Raw genomic sequence first — 20254 nt, forward strand, 5'->3', positions numbered from 1 at the left:
GCGACTTGAACGGTAGAGCTACTGGTATCACATCATTGGTCAAACGGTCGAAACCACTTTACGGGGTTGAACTGGAGGTTGAATTGGCTGGATGGGAATTTTAATGATGAATTCAGTGCCGTTGCCGGGTTGAGAGTGACATTCAATTAAGCCGCCATGTTTTTCCTTGATAATTTGACTGCTGATTGACATGCCTAAACCTGTACCTTTCCCCACTGGCTTGGTGGTAAAGAAGGGATCAAACACTTGATGAATCACCTGAGATGGAATCCCAGGTCCATTATCGTGAATGTGGATAGCGACCCATTCTGGGTTAAGCGATCGCGTCTGAATCCGAATAGTCGGTAGGGGATGGGAGTGGGCGATCGCGGGATCTCGATGCATGGAACGTTGGTCATCCAGTGCATCAATGGCATTGGTCAGAATGTTGATAAACACCTGATTTAACTGACTGGCATAGCATTCCACCAGGGGAAGAGTTCCATAGTCTTTAATGATCTGAATCTCGGGTACACCCGCTTCATGGCTTTTGAGGCGATGCTGCAAAATTAACAGGGTGCTCTCTAACCCTTCATGCAAATCGACTGCCTTGACTTCCGATTCATCGATCCGAGAAAAATTCCGCAAAGATAGGACAATTTGCCGAATTCGATCTGCCCCCAGCTTCATAGAGTGCATCAAGCGGGGCATATCCTGCTGCAAAAACTCCAGATCAATGTCTTGCATCCGCTCTTGTACGGGGACGGGGGGATCGGGCACATAGGCTTGATAGCACTGAATTAAACTGAGCAGATCCTGGGTATAGGCTTCGGCGGGAGACAGGTTGCCATAAATAAAGTTAATTGGGTTATTGATTTCATGGGCAACCCCAGCAACCAGTTGTCCCAGGGATGACATCTTTTCGCTCTGCACCAGATGCAACTGTGCCTGCTGGAGGCTTTCTAAAGCATCGCTTAATTCGGCTGTACGCTCAGCCACTTTAGTCTCCAACGTTTGGTTGAGTTGACGCAGTTGGAGGTGAATATTAATGCGTGCCAGCACTTCTTCATGCTGAATTGGTTTGGTAATATAATCGACGGCACCCAGTTTTAGCCCCTTCACTTTATCAACGGTGTCAGAGAGAGCCGTCATGAAAATCACCGGGATGTCGCAGGTCTGCGGATTCGCTTTGATCTGGCGGCAGGTTTCAAACCCATCCATACCGGGCATCATGATGTCCAGTAAAATCAAATCCGGCAGATTGATGGCTAAACGATTCAGGGCAATTTCACCACTTTTCGCGATCGCGACTCGATAGCCAGAAGCATCCAGTACATCGAATAGAACCTGAATATTGGTGGGAGTATCATCCACCACCAAGATGGTTGGTTGAGGGGATTTCGGTTGATTATCCATCATGTTCTTTAGAAATATACGGTGCAATTAAACGCAGAATGGCTTCGTCATCAAACTCCTGTGCTAGATCTAGGACTTGGTGAGCAAACTCACTATAGTTCGGGGTCATCTCTCGAATCCGTATCGCCTCCTGTTGAATGTCCTGAATAAATCCCCCTTTCGCTGCTTTGTATAAAGCCGTTAGTTCCTGGGCTGAAGGCACAACTAATCCCTTAGGTGGCGGCGTGGCTGACAGGGGAGTTGAAGGCTCTAACTGGGGATCGGTGTCGTAGATCCATTGCAAATCGAGCAACGTTGCCAGTTCGATCAGCAGATCATCAAGCTGAATCGGTTTTGGGAAAAAGCTGTTGCAGCCTGCCTCAAAACTTTCATGGCGGTCAACATGGGACAGACTGGCAGGGGAAGCAATAATTGGTGTGTTGACAAACTCTGGATGTAAGCGTAACTTGCGGGTCATATCCAACCCGTTCATTTCTGGCATCACGACATCGGTGATGATCAGATCGGGCTGACTTTGGCAAGCCTGTTGATAGCCTGCCTGTCCATCGCTCGCTTCCACCATCCGAAATCCCAGTGGTTCCAGCATGTTGATTAAAACCAGCCGATTTTCAGGGTGATCGTCTATGACCAGAATCGTGTAAGGGCGACCGCGATACCCTACGACCACGGGCTGACGATCGCTGTTGCGGCTATCCTGCCAATCTTTTGCCAGATCCAGGTTCAGTTCAAACCAGAAGGTACTTCCCTGACCTACCGTACTCTCTAACTGAATCTCACTCCCCATGATCTGCACAATTTGTTGACTAATGGCTAGCCCCAGCCCGGTGCCCTCAGCGTTACGATTGCGCCCACCCGCCTGCTCAAACGCACTGAAGACTACCTCGATTTTTTCGGGAGGAATGCCAATGCCCGTATCCTGAACTGTAAAGCGAATTCGCTGACTGAGAGAGGTTGTTGGCAAGTTCGCTGATTGGCTGGCAACGGGCGGATCGACCGGTTCTACCCGAAAGGTGACTTGCCCGCGATCGGTGAACTTAATCGCATTACTTAACAGGTTTAACAATACCTGCCGCAACCGTTTGTCATCTGTATGGATAGCGGTGGGTAAATGTTCTGACAGCAGATAGTCAAACTGGATACCTTTCTGCTGAGCTTTAATCGTACACATTTCTACGGTTTCCAATAGAAAGTTGGGGAAATGGAAATCCTGGGGATACAGTTCCATCTTCCGAGCTTCGATTTTTGCCAAATCGAGAATGTCATTAATCAGCGTTAACAGGTGAGAGCCACACTGATAAATAATCCGAATGCCTTGCTGCTGCTTGGAAGTAAGTGTCACATCCCGCTCGAGAATTTGGGCATAACCCAGAACCCCATTTAACGGAGTGCGTAACTCGTGGTTCATGTTCGCGAGAAACTCACTTTTGGCACGATTGGCAATTTCGGCAGCTTCCTTGGCGGTTTGCAATTCGGCGGTTCGTTCAGCCACCCGGTGTTCCAGTTCTACGTTAGTATTTTCCAGGCTCAGGATGGATGCTTCTACCTGTTCAGCCATGTGGTTAAAGGTTTGCGCTAAAATCCCCAATTCATTTTTTGCCAGCAGTTGCACTCGGGTCTTCAGATTGCCTTGACTGAGTTGAATAGCGGTCTCGGTCAACGTCCTTAAGGGCAGGGTCAATCGCCGAGATAGCAGCCAGCCAGTGGCAATCGCCAGTCCGAGTAGACCAATCGCTGCCCCAGCCATGATGATGATCATGCGATAAAGGGGCGCATAGGCTTCCTGGGTTGGCAATTCGACCACGACCTTCCAGCTGACATTGCGAACCGGGGCAACGTCTCCCAATACAGGTTGGCCCGCTAATCCCTGATACTGAACTATGTTGTTGCGTACCGCCTGCTCTAGTGACCGAATCAGGGGGCGATCGCTCAAGTTTTCTAACTGAGTGGACTGACGCTGCCTGCTAGAGTGGGCAATCAGGTAGTTGCGTTCATCCAGGACATAGGTATAGCCCGTTTCTCCCACCCGAGTTTGGGAGACCACATAGCCCAGAAAACCCAGGTTAATCCGTGCTACTAACACTCCATCTACCTTGTCCGCATCATCCCGAATTGGCTCAGCCATCATGACATACGGTATCTGGGTCTGTGGATCGATCGCCACCACGCCAATAAATTCTTCTTGCTGCCGAAAGGAGCGCTGAAACAGTGCCGAGTTGGCAAAGTCTCCCAGGGGCGAATTCTGAAACGGCATGACTGAGCTAACGACCTTGCCTTGGCGATCCAAAACTGCCAACATTTCGTAGGCATCGTTGTGCCGGGTCAAACCCTCTAGCAGATTGCGTTGCGTCGTTGGAGTCAGGCGGGTCAGTCCTCTAACGCGAGCCAGGTAACTGAGCTTACGCTGCAAATCATTCAGGTAATTGGTAATTTGACCTGCAACAACTTTGCTGCGCTCTTCCTGCAACTGAATCGTTTTCTCAAAGTGATTGCGCGAACTCCAGTAAATCAGGGTCATACTCAGGGGCAAAACACTGAGTACCACCATCGCTAATAGACCCAACCGCATCTGATTGGCAAGGGAGGTCAGACGTTGCCAGGAGTTAATGGGTAGAGGGTTTTGTACCAGCGATTCAACAGATAGTTTCATGCTGCGGTTGGCTGCCACCTTAGACAACAAAATTAGCTTTGGGGGACAGAAATATCAATTTCACCGGTGATTACCTTGTTTTTGATCGTTGTAAACTCGGCTTCTTCGGCGGCAGTCAGCGATCCTCGGAAGGGAGCCAGGTTGTAAATGCCTTCCTTAAACCCAAATTTGTAGAGTTTGCCTTCCCATTGCCCCTGTTGCATCAGGTCAGCCGCACTCAAAATCAGTTTGGGAATATCCTGTAAAACGCTGGTAATTACGTGATTGGGCGCTAATTCATATTGATCAGTTGTCCAACCAATGACGTGAATCCCCGATCGTTGGGTGATGGCTTTGAGCGCTACGATGCCTGCTTCATCTGCATTGATCGCAAAGCTGTCATAGCCCTGATCCGCCAATGCCAGGGTGATTTCCCCCCCTTTTTTGCCATCTGTCCAACTTTGCAGGAATTCAGTCGCTACTTCAATGTTGGGGTTGATGGCTTTGGCTCCTTTGCGAAATAGGGCGGCTTCTTCTTTGTAAACCGGATAGTCAAAACCAACAATGTAGGCAACTTTGTTGGTTTTGGTTTTCATTGCTGCTAAAACTCCACTCAGGTAGCCAGCTTCGCCTGAGCGGAAGGCAACTGCTCCCAGATTATGGTTGTTACCCGCATAGGTCGTAACCAGGGCAAATTTGGTGCGGGGAAATTCGCTGGAAACTTTTTCGGCAGACTCAATGTAACCACCGCTCTGGGCAATGATCAGGTCATAGCCTGCCTTAGCATATTGCCGCAGAGGTGCTTCTCCGGCTCCGTCGGGAACGGGTCCCGAAAAATCGATTTTGGCGTTAAATTCTTTCTCAATCAGCTTGAGTCCTTCGTACCCTGCTTGACTCCAACTGCCGTCATCCTTATGCCCGGTGGTGATCATCGCAACTTTGAGATTGCTGGTGGCGGTGTCAGAGTTGGCGGGTGGGGATGGCGATGAACTGCAACTCATGGCGATCGCTAGGGTCACGATCGCGAGCAAAACATTGACAAGCTGCGACTTTAAACGCATAGGAACCTGTTCACATTATGGTAAAGAAAACCACCACACAACAGCCTGTTGAGGCGGCGGCTAATCAAGCCAGAGAATTGTTAAAGGGATCGGACAGGACAAACCGTGATGAATTAAGGCTGAGGGACAAAAGCAGGCAACCATCCAGTTGTAGAGTACCCCGGAAGAATTAACTGCTAACTTTAAGAGGGGGAGAAAATGAGTTGTGCCAGTCCTGTAACGCGCTCAGGATGGGGGAAACGGAACCTCAATTGCAGATTTCCCTCAGTCCGGAATCAGCAGTTTGAGCCTGTAGTATGATGTATTACAATGTAATAGTTACGACTGAACGTAGCCGACGATCGCGATCGCGGTCTGGCTACCCTGGTTTTACGTGATGAATTGTTTCTGGTGGAAGAGGCAACGATTATGCCTTACGAATCTCTTAAACTGACAACTCCTACCCCAATTTTGTCCTGGGCAAATCACGAATTGGGGCATGAAGAAATCAAAATGGCAAAGAATGTTGCCTCGCTACCCTTTGTGTTTAAGCATGTGGCGTTAATGCCCGATGTGCATTTAGGCAAGGGAGCGTTAGTGGGTTCCGTGATTGCCACCAAAGATGCCCTGATGCCTGCCGCCGTCGGTGTGGATATTGGCTGTGGTATGTGTGCGATTAAAACGCCCTTTGTGGCGGAGCAACTGGATGGCAAGCTGAAGCAAATCCGCAAGGAAATTGAAGCGGCGATTCCGGTGGGGTTTGATGAAAATAAAGAGGCGGATAAAACCGTGTCGAACTGGCAGGGCTGGAGCCAGTTTCAGGAGTTACATGCTGGAGTCAAAGACTTACAGGGCAAAGCCATGCGCCAGATGGGTTCCTTAGGCGGTGGCAACCACTTTATTGAACTGTGTCTGGATACGGAAAACCAGGTCTGGATTATGCTGCACTCCGGTTCCCGGAATATCGGCAACAAGTTAGCTCAATGTCACATCAATACTGGCAAACATCTGGCAAAACTGGCTGGCGATCGCTTGCCCGATCCTGACCTGGCTTACTTTGTGGCAGGGACTCCCGAGTTCGATGCCTACTGGCGCGATTTGCAGTGGGCACAGAACTATGCGCGGGTGAACCGCGAAGTGATGATGGCTCGCGTCAAGCGGATTGTCGATCAACATCTGGCGGGGGGTAAGCCGTCTAAGCCGCTGTTGTCGGTCAACTGCCACCACAACTATGCCGAAAAGGAAGTTCACTTTGGTGAATCCGTGTATGTCACCCGGAAGGGCGCAGTGCGGGCGCAGACCGATGACTACGGGATTATTCCCGGTTCGATGGGGGCGAAATCCTTTATTGTCAAAGGCAAAGGCAATCACGAAAGCTACTGTTCCTGTTCCCATGGCGCAGGACGGAGTATGTCTCGCAGCAAAGCCAAGCTGAACTTTACGCTGGATGATCTGATTCAGCAGACCTCGGGAGTCGAGTGCCGCAAAGATCCGGGTGTATTGGATGAAATTCCGGCGGCATATAAGCCGATCGAGCAGGTGATGGCGAATCAGGCTGATCTGGTGGAAGTGGTGGCTACGTTGAAGCAGGTGCTTTGCATTAAAGGCTAACGGCGTTGGCTCCTCTTGCCGGAACATCGATCGGATGAATTAAGCCTTTGAGCTAATCCTGGCTGGTAACAGTTCAGGCTCTCAGTTCAGGGGCTTTGCTCTGTAGAATATCCATTCATTAATCTCTCTGGCGCTACTTGACAAGTCATACTCATTATGAGTACGCTTTAATGGTTGATTCATTTGCCAGGAGTTAAACATGTTGCCAAACCGTGAAGGACAGCGAGTTCCTAATGTGACGTTTCGGACTCGTAAGAATAATCAATGGGTCAATATCACGACCAATGATTTATTCGCCGGGAAAACGGTGGTCGTCTTTTCGCTACCAGGAGCCTTCACACCTACCTGTTCTTCGACCCATGTGCCAGGTTACAACGATTTAGCCCCTGCCTTTAAAGCGAATGGCGTAGATGACATCGTGTGTATTTCCGTCAATGATACCTTCGTGATGAATGAATGGGCGAAGGATCAACACGCCGACAATATTACGATGATTCCCGATGGTAATGGGGAGTTCACGGATGGCATGGGGTTGCTAGTAGACAAGCAAGATTTAGGGTTTGGTAAGCGATCGTGGCGTTATTCCATGCTGGTGAAGGATGGCGTAATTGAGAAGATGTTTATTGAACCGGAAGAACCGGGTGATCCGTTCAAAGTATCGGATGCCGAAACGATGTTGAAGTACATCAATCCTCAAGCTGTTAAACCCACCTGTATTTCGCTATTCACTAAAGTGGGTTGTCCGTTTTGTGCGCGGGCGAAGGAGATGTTGAGCGAGCGGGGTCTGAAGTACGAAGAGATTGTGTTAGGCGATAAGGTGACAACGCGATCGCTGCGGGCGGTGGCAGGGGCAGCTACCGTACCTCAAGTGTTTATTGATGGTAAGCATATTGGTGGTTCAGAAGCGCTAGAAGATTTTCTCAGAACCGCGTAGTGTACCTATGCTGCTGCGATCGTTCTCGAATCTGATAGGAGAGCGATCGCAGAAGGTCATAAAAGTTGGGACAGCTAAATTAAGGCTGGCTGGTAAATGTGCGATCGGTTATGCAGGAGCAGCCATGAAGTAGCCAACATGTGTTAGCTGAAAGCTAACACAATAATTACATCCTCAGGTTTAAATTCAATCAACTGGTCTTTGGCTGGGTTAATGACAATGCCGTAGTCTTTAGCCATATTATTGGTATCAGCCTGACACCGATAGCCGATCGCGGATTCTCCTCGTTGTCTCCCTGCTTCTACCACCGTATAAAAATTGACTGGGTAATCAACGGTAACATAATTAGTAACGGGTTTGAGATAGATTTCTGATCCTTCGGCATTGAATAGATCAGCCAAAACTGCATTGATCTGCTTCTGCTCAGATACCTGTGCCAGCATTAAACTAACAATTTGTTCGCTAATCACAAAATCATCGGGACGCGCAACTTGAGCTAGGGCTTGATTACGCACATCTAGAATTTCAGTGACAATTTGAAAATCATGCTGATGGCGATCGGAAATATCCCGTAAATGTAGCAGGGTAACTAGGGTTTGGGCATCGGCGTGTTCTGGATCTAAAGTGGGATTACACAGAACGACTACATGCTCGTATGCCGTTAAATTCAGGCGTTCTAGCACAGCACGATCGGTAGGATTGCCCTGTTGGTAGCGTACCGTTTGTCTCTGGAGTTGCAGTGTTTCTTCCGATAAATCAACCTCAGCCGCAGGGAACTCGGCCATCACGACAACGGTGGAACCAGGGGCAACATAGTGATCAAGTTGTTGAATGATAGTACCGACCCGATCGTTCCACCCCAGGATTAAGGTATGTTCTGCTTGGACGGCTGCTGGTTCTGCCAGTTGAACCGCCTGCTGATCAATCGGTGGAGGACTATGCTTCGCCAGGTGAATGGTATCGTCATCTTTACTAATCACAATCAGGTGTCCGCCCGCCTCTATCGGTGTATCGCTAGGTGGGTTCAGTTGAATTGCGCCATTCGCGTATTGTATGCCAATTACGGTCGAGTCTCTGTAGGATAGCAACGCTTGACCGTAGGTTTTTCCTTGGAGGGCAGGTTCAGCTTTGAAGTAGATTTCATCCCCACTAAAATTGAGTAAATCCATGTAAACAATGGACAAGCCGGACTGCCGACAGGTTTGCACCACAATTCGTGAGATCAGATCATTGCTGAGCAAGGGTTCAACCTCGTTGTGCCCAATGAGCCGAATCACATCCAGCGTCTTAGGCGTTTGGACTTGAGCCACAATATGATATGGGTGCGAGTGCGATCGCGGAATATTGGTGATGGCTAATAGGGTTTTGACCAACTGTGTATCGGCTTGGTCGTGAATAGGATTGAGGATGATGATCGATCGTGCCGTTTGAATACTGACCATGCCCAGGTCAACCATACTACTAGGGCTGCCTGTGCGGCAGACTAACCGGATGCGTGGTAGTTTCCCCAGCGTATTGTACAGTTCAGTTTCCATCTGCACCTTATCCTGTTCACTGAGGATGACAATGCAGGCATTGGGGCGGTTAGCATTGGCTAATGCCAGCTCAGAAATGAGCGTAAAGATCTGGAGTGACCAACCCAGAATCACGATGTGATCGGTTTCAATGACGCGGGAACGCCCTTGGCGGAGGTCTTCTAGCTTGGTATTAATTCCGTTACTGAGCAGACCAATCAGGGTACTGACCACAAAAATGCCACCAAAGGTGACAAATAGCATGGTCAAGCGAAATACCCAACCTGTGTCACCGCCGACCGTACCGGAGTCTAATGTCCGCATTAACACACTCCATAGGGACTCTGGCAGATCCATGCGATCGCTCCCTTCGGGTGCAACTCCGAACAAACTCACCAAAACGGACATCAGAAAAATAAATGCGAACGAGATTAAAGCCAATCCACTGACCAGGGCGACGGTGCCTCTAGCCATGAAGTTGTCAAACCTGTAGTGCAGTTGATCCGCCAGAGTGCTGCGATACTTTTGGCTACGAATTTTTGCGCGGTTATCGATCGATTTTTGCATGGGAAAAGCGAGAAGTGACTGATCACTGAAAGTTGTAAGGCACTAATGTGCTGTCAAGAAAATTTTGATGGATCGAAGACCCTCAAAATTCACGCCATCATTGAGTTGCTGGACTTAGGTTGCCCGTCAAGCATGGATACGAACTACTAGAGGTCTAGAGGTAGATTAGTTAGTATGCCCTTGTTCAGTGATATTTTTTACACGTCAGAAGAAAATATTGAAAGTTTATTGCCTTGCTCTTTCATCTTGAATTCATTTTTCTCTGCGAAGGTAGATAGATAAGAACTGTTGAGCTTCCAGGGAACAATGACTATGCAAGCGGCGACTCTGATTTCATCCCAGAACCAGACCGATGAGCAGATGCATCTGGCGATCGCAGCGACCTTCACGGCGGAGCCAATTGCAGATACCCTATCCTTTTGGATGCAGGAACTGGCGATGCCAGCCACGATCGCCTTTGCTCCTTATAATCAAATTTTTCAACAACTACTAGCGCCCTCCAGTTTGCTGGCTAGTAATCGCCATGGAGTCAATATCATCTGCTTGCGCGTAGCCGATTGGTGCCGATTTACTCAACCAGATGAGCCATTCAGTGACTTGGCGGCAATGCTCAAACGGCAGGCTCACGACCTGGTCGCTGCGTTGCAGGCAGCCGTCAGTGCCTCCAGCACCCCGTATATTCTCTGTCTCTGTCCCGCGTCTGCCAGCCTGCCACCGGGGTCTGAGTTGGCGGTTCTGTTGCAGCAGACAGAAGCGTGGCTAGTCGATCGTTTAAGGGATCTCAAGGGCTTACATCTACTTTCGTTTGCGGCGGTGCAGGCGTTATATCCAGTTGCCGAGTATGACGATCCGCAGCGCGATCGCCTGGGACATATTCCCTTCACCCCTGAATTCTTCACTGCCCTGGGAACCGCGATCGCTCGCAAAATTTATGCCCTCAAAACTCCACCGCATAAGGTGATTGTGCTGGACTGTGATCACACCCTCTGGCAAGGCGTGGTGGGGGAAGATGGTGTTCACGGACTTGATGTTTCAGCTCAATGGCAGGTCGTTCAAAACTTCATGGTGGCACAGCAACAGGCGGGAATGCTTTTGTGCCTCTGTAGCAAGAACAATGAAGTCGATGTCATGCAGGTGTTTGAGCAACGGCAAGATATGCCATTAAAACTGGAGCATTTGGTGGCGTGGCGGATCAATTGGCTACCTAAATCGGAAAATATCAAATCGTTAGCGGCGGAATTAAATCTGGGCTTAGAGAGCTTTATTTTTATTGATGACAATCCCGTTGAATGTGCTGAAGTGGGGGCGAATTGTCCAGAGGTATTAACCCTCCAGTTACCGATCGATGGGGATATGTCCCAGTTTTTAAACCACATTTGGGCGTTTGACCATTTACAAACTACGGAAGTGGATGCTCAACGCACAGCGCTGTATCAGCAGAATTTAGAACGTCAGCGCTGGCAACAACAAGCCTTAACGCTGGAAGACTTTCTCAGTGGACTGGAAATGACCATTGAGATTGCTGAACCAACTGCCAGCCAACTTGTTAGGGTCGCTCAACTGACACAACGCACCAATCAGTTCAATTTCACCACGATTCGCCGCACTGAAGCAGAGATTCAGCAGTTAATGCAGGCGGGAATGGAGTGCCGCGCCGTCACAGTGCGCGATCGCTTTGGGGATTATGGGCTGGTGGGGGTGATGCTGTTTTCTAGCACAGCAAATGCTGTCCATTTGGACACGTTCTTGCTCAGTTGTCGAGTGCTGGGGCGAGGGGTAGAACACCAAATGATTCGTTATCTCGCTAAATATGCCGCCGCCTATGCGCTGAATCAAATTGATTTAACCTATGTTCCCACTGCGAAAAACCAGCCTGCCCTTAGCTTCCTGGCAGCGATCGCTGGGGAGTACCAACAAGCGAATGGCAATGGGTATTGTTTCCAGCTACCTGTTCCGCAAGCATTGACTACTACCGCGCAATTAGGCGCAATGCCACCCGCCGTGGATACAGATCGGGAGCCGCAAGCTTCAGTAAAACCCAGCCTCCCCACCTCCCAAATCAGCAAATCGCAAGTATTGGGTCGGATTGCGATCGAACTTTCTGCCCCCCAAGCTATTCTGGCAGCGATTCAGGGGCAACGACGAGCCGCCAAACTCTCGGTAGATAAGCCCTTTGTGTTTCCCCGGACATCTACCGAAAATGACCTCAGTGCTCTATGGAGCGAATTGCTGGGCATTCATCCCATTGGTCTGATAGACAATTATTTCGATCTGGGAGGGACTTCCCTACAGGCAGTGGAACTGTTTGCTCAAATTGAACAATATTTTGGTAAACGTCTGCCATTAACCAGTCTTTTAGAGGCTCCAACGATTGAAGAATTAGCCCGGTTAATTGATGCTGATTCCAGCGCGGCGGCTAAAACGGGTCAGGTTAACGGTGTGATTAAATTAAACCGCTCGGAGGGTGTGACTCCGCCGCTATTCTTGATTCATCCCGGTGGTGGCGATGTTTTGCTATATCGCAACTTAGCTCAACGGCTACAACCGACCACGACTGTCTATGCCATTAAGCCCTATAGTCGAAATGGCTACCCGATCGTCCATACGCAGATCCCGGAAATGGCGGCTTATTACATTGAGCAAATGCGGGCGATTCAACCGGAGGGCCCGTACTGGCTCGGTGGCTTTTGTGTCGGGGGGGTGATTGCGGTTGAAATGGCGTTACAACTGCAACGACAGGGGGTGGCAGTTCCGTCTGTGGCATTGATTAATGCGATCGATACAACTGAGAAAAAGCGATGGGAGCAAGTACGCTACCACCATAACCCGCTCAAACTCCTGTGGTGGAATTTGAAAGCGCAGTTCAGGATGTTGCTTTATCGATACAGTGTGGCTAAATTAAATCATCCCCCCCAATTTACTCAGACCATGACTGTACTATCGGTTTGTCAGATGGCATCGGCTGCCTACAAGCCCAAACGCCAATTCCAGGGTAAACTCTTACTGTTTAAGTCTCGGGAAACTATCCTGGGTGAATCCAGTGATGCCTGCGATTCACTTGATGCGCTCCTTGGGTGGGGTCAGCGCTCAACCTTAGGCGTTAAGGTGTATGAAAATGCGGGGGATTTTGAAGGAATTCTTCGGGAACCCTATGTGAAGGAGCTTGCCGAGCAATGGCAAAGCAACGTTTACCCGATGTCTTCTATCTCATGAAACTACCGTGTATCCGCATCTCCTCAATTACCTCAAAAACTCTAGATTTTACCCCCCTAGCCCCCCAATTCTGGGAGGAACTCGGTATTCAAAGTCCCCCGAATATAGCCTGTGGCATCGTAGAAAGGGGACTTAAATATGCAAGAAAGTCAGACTCGACCTATGTGTAGATTGCTTTCAACTCATCGATCGTATGCGCATCCTTTTTGTGGAAGATGAACCTGATTTAGGGGAAGCTGTTCATCAAGTGTTACATCAGGAACGCTATGTGGTGGATTGGGTGCAGGATGGGGCAGAAGCCTGGGAATACCTGAATGAACCCTTGGTTCAATACAAATTGGCGGTGATTGATTGGATGGTGCCTGGGCTGTCGGGCATTGAATTATGCCGACGATTGCGAGGGCAGGGCAATCCCTTACCGATTCTGATGCTTACAGCTAAAGACCAAATGGCAGACAAAGTAGCAGGCTTAGATGCTGGAGCTGATGATTATTTAATTAAACCGTTTGGCATGGAAGAGCTGCTTGCCCGGATTCGCGCCTTGTTACGCCGATCGCCGCAATTCCAATCGCGTCAGCTTCAGATCGGGGGATTGACTTTAGATTATGCCACTTCCTCCCTGATCTGCCATGCTCCATCAGGTCAGCAGCAGATTGTCTTAAGTGCAAAGGAGTTTCAGCTTTTAGAATATTTCATGCAACATCCCAATCAAATTCTGAACCGATCGCAAATTATGCATCAGCTCTGGGAGATGCAAGCTGAACCCATGAGTAATGTGGTGGCAGCCCAGGTGCGGCTCCTGCGACGTAAACTTGCAGAACAGGGATATGACAATTTAATCGAAACTCTCTATGGTTTAGGCTATCGGTTCAACGCGAACAATGCAGTATGACAGCCTGTTTCAGAAAACCCGTCTCCGGTTAGCCTGTTGGTACGCGGGTGCCATTGGGCTACTCCTGAGTGTCAGTGGATTGATTGTCTATGAAGTAGTGAGCTACATCCGTTGGCAGGTGATTGATACCCAGTTAGAATCGATCGCTGGAACCTTACATGATGGGCTGTCACCCTATTTAAAGCAGCCGGGTCAAATTGCTCCGACGGTTCACAGTCTGCTGCCGGGAGTTTGCTTAGCGGGTGAACCCTGTATGCAGCAGGCTCAATCCCCAGGCTCGCGAAACCGGGGAACACTGCATAGCGAAGGATACTACGCGCGGTTTTTAGATCGATCGGGACGGGTCGTGGCGACTCTAGGAGCATTACCTGAGCCAGCCACCGCTCTCACTCAGGAGCGCCCAAATCAGCCATTGTCGATCGATACTAGCCTGCTGCACTGTTCTTACGATTGTTCAGCAAGAAGAATATGGCAGATTTTAACTCCAAACGCAACCTTTCGGTATCGCCAAGTTTCTCTGCTCTTAATCACTCCGGAGGCTGAGAGGTGGGGATATCTCCAGTTAGGTAGATCCCTGGAGGATTTTGATTGGTTTATTTTGAGATTGCGGCTAATTTTTCTGCTCGGATTACCCGTGGCGGTTGTCCTGATTGCTGGATCTGCCTGGTGGATGGCAGGATTGGCAATGCGACCAGTTTATCAGTCTTACCAACAAGTGCAGCAGTTTAGCGCTGATGTGGCTCATGAACTCCGCACTCCCCTGGCGGCAATTCGAGCCACCGTGGAAGCTAGTTTACGCAATCAGCAGCTAACTCTGGAACAAGCCTGTGCTACTCTCAAAACCGTTCATCGTCAAAATAATTGCTTATCGCAGTTGGTACAGGATTTACTGTTGCTATCTCGTTTAGATTTACAGATGTTGGCTATTCACCACAATGCTTGTTGTCTGAATGATTTGATTAGTGATGTATTAGAAGAATTTTTTCCCTTAGCGGTGGCGGCACAGGTCAAACTACGCACCGATGTACGAGTAGATCATCCAGTTGTGGTATGGGGAAATGAGGAACAACTCTACCGCTTATTTGCCAATTTAGTCACGAATGCGATCCACTACACCCCCAGTGAGGGTGAGGTAACTGTGCGGTTGGAACAGCATGAGGCGAATGGAATTGTCCAAGTTCAAGATACTGGGATTGGGATTGCCCTGACCGATCAAGCCCACATTTTCGATCGATTTTATCGGGTAACAAGCGATCGCTCCCGTAATACTGGAGGAACTGGCTTAGGATTGGCAATTGCTAAAGCGATCGCGCAGTCTCATCATGGTGATATCAAAGTTCAGAGTGAGTTAGGACAGGGCAGTACATTCATCATTCGGCTGCCTCTGAAATTACCGGCTAATCATTGACACGGGTGACGTTGAAAAAAGGGTGAGGATTACCCCCACCCGATTAATTACGGAGAACTACCCCAATTCAACCGATAAACTCTGGGCGTTAGAAGCGATCGTGGAAGGTGCGTTTAATCACATCTAACTGTTGTTCGCGAGTCAGTTTGATGAAATTGACGGCATAGCCTGAGACTCGAATGGTTAGCTGGGGATAGAGTTCAGGATGTTCCATGGCATCCATCAGCATGTCGCGGTTCAAGACATTCACATTCAAATGGAAGCCACCATCTCGGAAGTAGCCGTCCAGTAAACTGACTAAGTTATTATGTCGATCGGCATCGGTTCGACCTAAGGCACCAGGTACGACCGAGAAGGTGTTAGAAATGCCATCCTGGGCATGGTGGTAGGGCAATTTGGCAACAGAAGCCAATGAGGCGATCGCGCCTTTTAAGTCTCGCCCATGCATGGGGTTAGCACCGGGAGCGAATGGTTCGCCTGCTTTGCGCCCATCGGGAGTGCTACCTGTCTTTTTGCCGTAGACTACATTGGAGGTAATCGTCAGCACCGATTGAGTCGGTACGGCATCCCGGTAGGTTTTATGTTTGCGAATTTCGTTCATGAAGGTTTCGACTAACCAGACGGCAATTTGATCCACACGATCGTCATTATTGCCGTACTTGGGAAAGTCACCCGTAATGGCGTAATCCGTGGCTAATCCCGCTTCATTCCGAATTACGTCAACTTGGGCATATTTAATCGCGGATAGCGCATCAGTAACCACTGACAATCCGGCAATGCCACAGGCCATCGTTCGCAGAATATCGCGATCGTGCAATGCCATCTCGATCCGCTCATAGCAGTATTTATCGTGCATATAGTGGATCACATTCAGGGTATTGACATAGGTTTTTGCTAACCATGCCATCATTTGTTGGAGTTTAGCGATGACATCATCGTAGTTAAGTTGATCACCAACTACAGGAGCATACGCTGGTGCAACTTGTTCACCAGACTTCTCATCCTTGCCACCGTTAATCGCATACAGCAAGGTTTTTGCCAGGTTTACCCGCGCCCCAAAGAACTGCATTTGCTTGCCAATTCGCATCGCAGACACACAGCAGGCGATCGCGTAATCATCCCCCCAGACCGATCGCATCAAATCATCATTCTCGTACTGAATCGAACTGGTTTCCGTAGAAACTTTGGCACAGTACCGTTTGAAGGCGGCAGGTAATTGGTCTGACCACAGAACCGTCAGATTGGGTTCGGGAGCGGGCCCCAGGTTGTAGAGGGTATGCAGGAAGCGGAAGCTAGTCTTAGTGACGAGTGGTTTCCCATCCGTACCCAGTCCCCCAATACATTCCGTCACCCAGGTGGGATCGCCAGAGAACAGATCGTTGTAATCCGGAGTACGGAGGAAGCGCACCATCCGTAACTTCATGACAAAGTGATCAATTAACTCCTGAAGTTCAGCTTCGGTTGTCGTTCCGGTTTGCAAATCGCGTTCACAGTAAATGTCCAGGAAGGTGGAAACGCGACCCAGGGACATAGCGGCACCGTTTTGTTCTTTAACGGCGGCTAAATAGGCGAAATATAGCCATTGCACCGCTTCTTGCGCGGTCTGGGCAGGATGACCAAGGTCAAACCCATAGCTGGCAGCCATTTCCTTTAGTTCAAATAGTGCCTGGATTTGCTCGGTAATTTCTTCCCGCAGCCGAATCGTTGCTTCGTCGATCGTGTCCAGTTCCAGCGATTCTAGTTGGTGTTTTTTGTCACCAATCAGAAAATCGACTCCGTATACAGGAACACGACGATAATCCCCAATAATCCGTCCCCGTCCATAAGCATCCGGTAAACCGGTAATCACGCCAGAGTGCCGCGCCAGCCGCATTTCTTTGGTATAGGCTGAAAACACTCCATCATTGTGAGTTTTGCGATACTTGGTAAAAATTGCTTCGGTGTCTGGATCAAGTTGATAGCCGTAGGCTTCTAGACCCGCTTTGACCACGCGAATTCCACCGTTGGGCATGATTGCCCGTTTCAAGGGGCGATCGGTTTGCAACCCGACAATTTGTTCGAGCTCAGGATTGATATAACCGGGGGCATGGGCGGTAATCGACGATGGCACTTTGGTATCGACATCTAGAACCCCTTTTTCCCGTTCCTGTGCCATCAAGTCTTTAACGGTATTCCAGAGGGCAACGCTGCGATCGCTGGCTGCCGTCAAAAATGCTTCATCTCCGGCATAGGAGGTGTAATTCTTTTGAATGAAGTCACGGACATCTACTTCCTTCATCCATTGTCCGGGTTTAAAGCCTTGCCATTGTTCAAACATGAGATCAGCTTCCTTGTACAGCATGGGGGAGCCTGAGCTACAAAACTGTTGAGTGAAAGGAGAAAAGTGTAGCGATTACTCAACAGTAATATCAGCAATTCATCAAGGTTAACTATGAATTTGCTGCCACTCAATGCTCCTGGGGTTAGTCACACTTTGAACTGTAAGCAAGGATTATGAGGAACTTGTGAGGATAATAATCAGGGTCATGAAATCAAAACAATCTGCTAGTAGAAAATATCTAATCATGCTACTAACAATTTCAATCAGCAGTAACTTATACTCGACTTTAGACTAAATGCAATTTTCCGCTATATGTAAGGGCGAACGGTCGTTCGCCCCTCCTAAATATGGGGTATTTTTTGAATTAGTCTAAACTTCAGAACTTATAGCCATCGCGATGCAACCCTGAGATTTCAGGCAGATGGAAACCGCCAGACTACTAGAATTAAGCTGGAATAGAATTCTTCAATCAGTAAAATTACTCTTGCCAGGGTATAGGGCTGGTAGCGATCAGGTTGCGTCCTGACTCTGCTGTCCAACCTTCCTGTTCAAACTGGTCTTGATACCCTGCCAGCGCAAAACCTGCTGTCGGGCAGGAAATGGTGACCCAACCTTCATCCTGGGTGGTCACGATACAACCTGTTAACAGTTGCTCCGGACGATCGCACACCACTTTTTGCCCAATTTGCCAGTTCATGAGATATCCACAACTCTATATCAACGCTATGTTGCTTCCCCACTCTCAGCTTCGTCCACCCGGATTAAACCGTTTGGTTAGCTGAGGCTCATCCTATGCTTGCCAGAAAATTACCTGACGAGAGATTGCTATTGAGATCGTAATGTACCCTACTTTGTCAACAAAGTAAGTGAGTTGTGTCTCAATTTGAGTAAAAAATTACGACCTGATTTAGGCTGAAATTGTAGAATCACTGTGTCTCTCAATTAATCTAGCGATTCCTGCCGATAAAGTCCAACAGAATCCGCTGATGGGGTTTACCCAGGGGGCGGGTTTGGTGGATGCGGTGTGACCAGCGATCGCCCTGCTGAATTTCCGCGATCGTCACTAGATCCAGATCCATCCCTTCATTTAATACCAGTTGACTCACGTCCACGATGAGTTCTGCTTGGTAAACATGTCGAATCACTTGCTCGTCGATATAGTCCCCAAATTTGGCGATCGTGGGGGGAGCATAAGCTATTTCCTCCAGTAATTCCCGTAAAATCGCGGTATCCGGATCTTCACCAGGTTCAATGTGTCCGCCAAACAGTGCCCAATGTCCGGGATAGAAGATATTCGGCAAATCATCCCGTAACTGCATGAGAAATTTGTCCCCTTGATGCAAAATGGCAATGGCAACTTCGGGACGGGAAGCCGAGACTGGCAGGGGCGGGTTGATCGAGGTCATGGGATGACGGGCAACGTCACCCCCAGTGTACACTGTGCTATCAACCAAGCAATTTTCATGGCAGCATAGAATTTATATAGAGAAACTCACGGAATTGCCCATGGAGACATCCCCTGCCGAGGCGATCGCGGCTCCGAACCCCGAGCCCATGATTATTGCCCAGGACGTAGAAAAGTGGTACGTCAACGGTTTCCATGCCTTAAAGGGGATTAGTCTGACGGTGCATAAAGGCGAAGTCGTTGTGATTATGGGGCCGTCGGGGTCGGGTAAATCGACCTTTATTCGGACTTTTAATGCCTTGGAAGAGTATCAAAAGGGCAGGATTGAAATTGATGGCATTCAACTTTCTCATGATCTGAAAAATATTGAAGCGATTCGGCAGGAAGTGGGGATGGTGTTTCAACAGTTTAATTTGTTTCCCCATCTGACGGTGATGCAAAATGTCACCCTGGCACCGATGCATGTCCGCAAGTGGACGAAAGCCCAGGCACAGGATGTGGCGATGCAACTATTAGAGCGGGTGGGCATTCTCAATCAAGCGGATAAATATCCCGGGCAATTATCTGGGGGGCAACAACAACGGGTGGCGATCGCCCGCGCCTTAGCCATGCAGCCCAAAATTATGTTATTTGATGAACCAACTTCTGCCCTGGATCCAGAAATGGTGCGAGAGGTGTTGGATGTGATGCGATCGCTGGCAAACTCCGGGATTACGATGGTCTGTGTTACCCATGAAGTGGGATTTGCGCGGGAAGTTGCCGATCGGGTGGTGTTTATGGATGAAGGGTTAGTGGTCGAAGACACCATTCCCACCGAGTTCTTTAATCATCCCAAAGAAGACCGAGCGAAGCAGTTTCTCGCCCAGATTTTGTAGTTAACCTCGCCGAAAAAACTGCTGCAAAATTTCTTTGGGGGGACGATCCCAGGTGTCAATGTGTTGATGAATCAGTGCCTCAGAATTGAATTGATAGGTGGAATAGCCATTGAAGAAAATTTTGGCGTTCCAGGGCACGCGTAAGCTGCCTCGCACTGTCCAATCTGCCCGAATAGTAGTTGAATCGACTGGATAAATTTCATGCAAGTCAAAAAATAGTTCGGTAAAAAATAACCTGCCATGAAATCGCAATGTCCAGAAAATAATCCGGTAATTCAATTTCCCTTTAAACACATTGACTGGATCACGGAAGTAAATATCCTGGCTGTAAATTTCATAGGAAATATCGCGTTCAAACAAGGTAGGTAAATCCTGTTTCAGGATCGCGATCGCGTGGTCTACCCGTTGAGCGTAATCCTGCTGGCTGAGTTCAGTATGCTGCATAGCCGTTATG

General features: G+C 48.9%; 14 protein-coding genes. 6 read left to right on the forward strand and 8 right to left on the reverse strand.

What is annotated here, in order from left to right:
* Positions 1-39 precede the first annotated feature (39 nt).
* The 3 genes from ACN4EK_RS05160 to ACN4EK_RS05170 are packed head-to-tail and all read right to left on the reverse strand — an operon-like array spanning position 40 to position 5082.
* Positions 40-1395 carry a sensor histidine kinase gene (locus ACN4EK_RS05160; RefSeq protein ID WP_431656423.1) on the reverse strand — a complete coding sequence of 452 codons (1356 nt, stop codon included), beginning with the start codon at positions 1393-1395 and terminating at the stop codon, positions 40-42.
* Positions 1388-4042, reverse strand: coding sequence for a hybrid sensor histidine kinase/response regulator (locus ACN4EK_RS05165; protein ID WP_431656424.1), 2655 nt, complete (start codon positions 4040-4042; stop codon positions 1388-1390). The genes ACN4EK_RS05160 and ACN4EK_RS05165 overlap by 8 nt, the downstream gene beginning before the upstream one ends.
* Positions 4043-4074: 32 nt before the next feature.
* Positions 4075-5082 (reverse strand): BMP family protein, encoded by a 1008-nt coding sequence (locus ACN4EK_RS05170; protein ID WP_431656425.1) that lies wholly within the window; start codon positions 5080-5082, stop codon positions 4075-4077.
* A gap of 408 nt (positions 5083-5490) precedes the next feature.
* Between ACN4EK_RS05170 and ACN4EK_RS05175 the strand changes: the two genes are divergently transcribed.
* Positions 5491-6672 carry an RtcB family protein gene (locus tag ACN4EK_RS05175; RefSeq protein ID WP_431656426.1) on the forward strand — a complete coding sequence of 394 codons (1182 nt, stop codon included), beginning with the start codon at positions 5491-5493 and terminating at the stop codon, positions 6670-6672.
* Positions 6673-6871: 199 nt separating this feature from the next.
* Positions 6872-7606, forward strand: a complete 735-nt coding sequence (locus tag ACN4EK_RS05180; RefSeq protein WP_431656427.1) for a glutathione peroxidase — start codon at positions 6872-6874, stop codon at positions 7604-7606.
* Between the two features lie 143 nt (positions 7607-7749).
* Here ACN4EK_RS05180 and ACN4EK_RS05185 read toward each other — a convergent pair whose 3' ends face one another.
* The gene (locus ACN4EK_RS05185) at positions 7750-9687 is read right to left on the reverse strand and encodes a CASTOR/POLLUX-related putative ion channel (protein WP_431656428.1); all 1938 of its coding nucleotides are present in this window, start codon (positions 9685-9687) and stop codon (positions 7750-7752) included.
* Between the two features lie 306 nt (positions 9688-9993).
* On the opposite strand from ACN4EK_RS05185, the gene ACN4EK_RS05190 reads away from it, so the two are divergent.
* The 3 genes from ACN4EK_RS05190 to rppB all read left to right on the forward strand — a co-directional run bounded on the left by ACN4EK_RS05190 (position 9994) and on the right by rppB (position 15200).
* Entirely contained in the window at positions 9994-12900 is a 2907-nt protein-coding gene (locus ACN4EK_RS05190; RefSeq protein ID WP_431656429.1) for an HAD-IIIC family phosphatase, read from the forward strand.
* Between the two features lie 193 nt (positions 12901-13093).
* A complete protein-coding gene (rppA, locus tag ACN4EK_RS05195; RefSeq protein WP_431656430.1) occupies positions 13094-13792 on the forward strand; it encodes a two-component system response regulator RppA in 699 nt (232 codons plus the stop codon).
* Positions 13782-15200, forward strand: a complete 1419-nt coding sequence (gene rppB, locus ACN4EK_RS05200; protein WP_431656431.1) for a two-component system sensor histidine kinase RppB — start codon at positions 13782-13784, stop codon at positions 15198-15200. The genes rppA and rppB overlap by 11 nt, the downstream gene beginning before the upstream one ends.
* 88 nt (positions 15201-15288) lie before the next feature.
* On the opposite strand, the gene pflB is transcribed toward rppB, so the two are convergent.
* The 3 genes from pflB to ACN4EK_RS05215 all read right to left on the reverse strand — a co-directional run bounded on the left by pflB (position 15289) and on the right by ACN4EK_RS05215 (position 18974).
* Positions 15289-17541 carry a formate C-acetyltransferase gene (gene pflB / locus ACN4EK_RS05205; protein WP_431656432.1) on the reverse strand — a complete coding sequence of 751 codons (2253 nt, stop codon included), beginning with the start codon at positions 17539-17541 and terminating at the stop codon, positions 15289-15291.
* A 457-nt stretch (positions 17542-17998) separates the two neighbouring features.
* Positions 17999-18217 carry a hypothetical protein gene (locus tag ACN4EK_RS05210; protein WP_431656433.1) on the reverse strand — a complete coding sequence of 73 codons (219 nt, stop codon included), beginning with the start codon at positions 18215-18217 and terminating at the stop codon, positions 17999-18001.
* Positions 18218-18467: 250 nt separating this feature from the next.
* Entirely contained in the window at positions 18468-18974 is a 507-nt protein-coding gene (locus tag ACN4EK_RS05215) for an NUDIX hydrolase (protein WP_431656434.1), read from the reverse strand.
* A gap of 52 nt (positions 18975-19026) precedes the next feature.
* Here ACN4EK_RS05215 and ACN4EK_RS05220 point away from each other — a divergent pair, with 52 nt between their 5' ends.
* Positions 19027-19800, forward strand: a complete 774-nt coding sequence (locus tag ACN4EK_RS05220) for an amino acid ABC transporter ATP-binding protein (protein WP_431656435.1) — start codon at positions 19027-19029, stop codon at positions 19798-19800.
* Here ACN4EK_RS05220 and ACN4EK_RS05225 read toward each other — a convergent pair whose 3' ends face one another.
* Positions 19801-20244 (reverse strand): DUF2358 domain-containing protein, encoded by a 444-nt coding sequence (locus tag ACN4EK_RS05225; RefSeq protein ID WP_431656436.1) that lies wholly within the window; start codon positions 20242-20244, stop codon positions 19801-19803. It abuts the gene before it with no gap.
* Positions 20245-20254 lie beyond the last annotated feature (10 nt).

The sequence above is a fragment of the Pantanalinema rosaneae CENA516 genome, from assembly GCF_050753385.1.
In the GTDB taxonomy this organism is placed as follows: Bacteria; Cyanobacteriota; Cyanobacteriia; order Leptolyngbyales; family Leptolyngbyaceae; genus Pantanalinema; species Pantanalinema rosaneae.

Excerpts from the sequence above, each read along its gene's own strand:
- ACN4EK_RS05225 (WP_431656436.1), bottom strand. The coding sequence starts at position 20,244 with ATGCAGCATACTGAACTCAGCCAGCAGGATTACGCTCAACGGGTAGAC.
- ACN4EK_RS05210 (WP_431656433.1), bottom strand. The coding sequence starts at position 18,217 with ATGAACTGGCAAATTGGGCAAAAAGTGGTGTGCGATCGTCCGGAGCAA.
- ACN4EK_RS05180 (WP_431656427.1), top strand. The coding sequence starts at position 6,872 with ATGTTGCCAAACCGTGAAGGACAGCGAGTTCCTAATGTGACGTTTCGG.
- rppB (WP_431656431.1), top strand. The coding sequence starts at position 13,782 with ATGCAGTATGACAGCCTGTTTCAGAAAACCCGTCTCCGGTTAGCCTGT.
- ACN4EK_RS05185 (WP_431656428.1), bottom strand. The coding sequence starts at position 9,687 with ATGCAAAAATCGATCGATAACCGCGCAAAAATTCGTAGCCAAAAGTAT.
- pflB (WP_431656432.1), bottom strand. The coding sequence starts at position 17,541 with ATGCTGTACAAGGAAGCTGATCTCATGTTTGAACAATGGCAAGGCTTT.
- ACN4EK_RS05175 (WP_431656426.1), top strand. The coding sequence starts at position 5,491 with ATGCCTTACGAATCTCTTAAACTGACAACTCCTACCCCAATTTTGTCC.
- ACN4EK_RS05165 (WP_431656424.1), bottom strand. The coding sequence starts at position 4,042 with ATGAAACTATCTGTTGAATCGCTGGTACAAAACCCTCTACCCATTAAC.
- ACN4EK_RS05170 (WP_431656425.1), bottom strand. The coding sequence starts at position 5,082 with ATGCGTTTAAAGTCGCAGCTTGTCAATGTTTTGCTCGCGATCGTGACC.
- rppA (WP_431656430.1), top strand. The coding sequence starts at position 13,094 with ATGCGCATCCTTTTTGTGGAAGATGAACCTGATTTAGGGGAAGCTGTT.
- ACN4EK_RS05190 (WP_431656429.1), top strand. The coding sequence starts at position 9,994 with ATGACTATGCAAGCGGCGACTCTGATTTCATCCCAGAACCAGACCGAT.
- ACN4EK_RS05220 (WP_431656435.1), top strand. The coding sequence starts at position 19,027 with ATGGAGACATCCCCTGCCGAGGCGATCGCGGCTCCGAACCCCGAGCCC.
- ACN4EK_RS05160 (WP_431656423.1), bottom strand. The coding sequence starts at position 1,395 with ATGGATAATCAACCGAAATCCCCTCAACCAACCATCTTGGTGGTGGAT.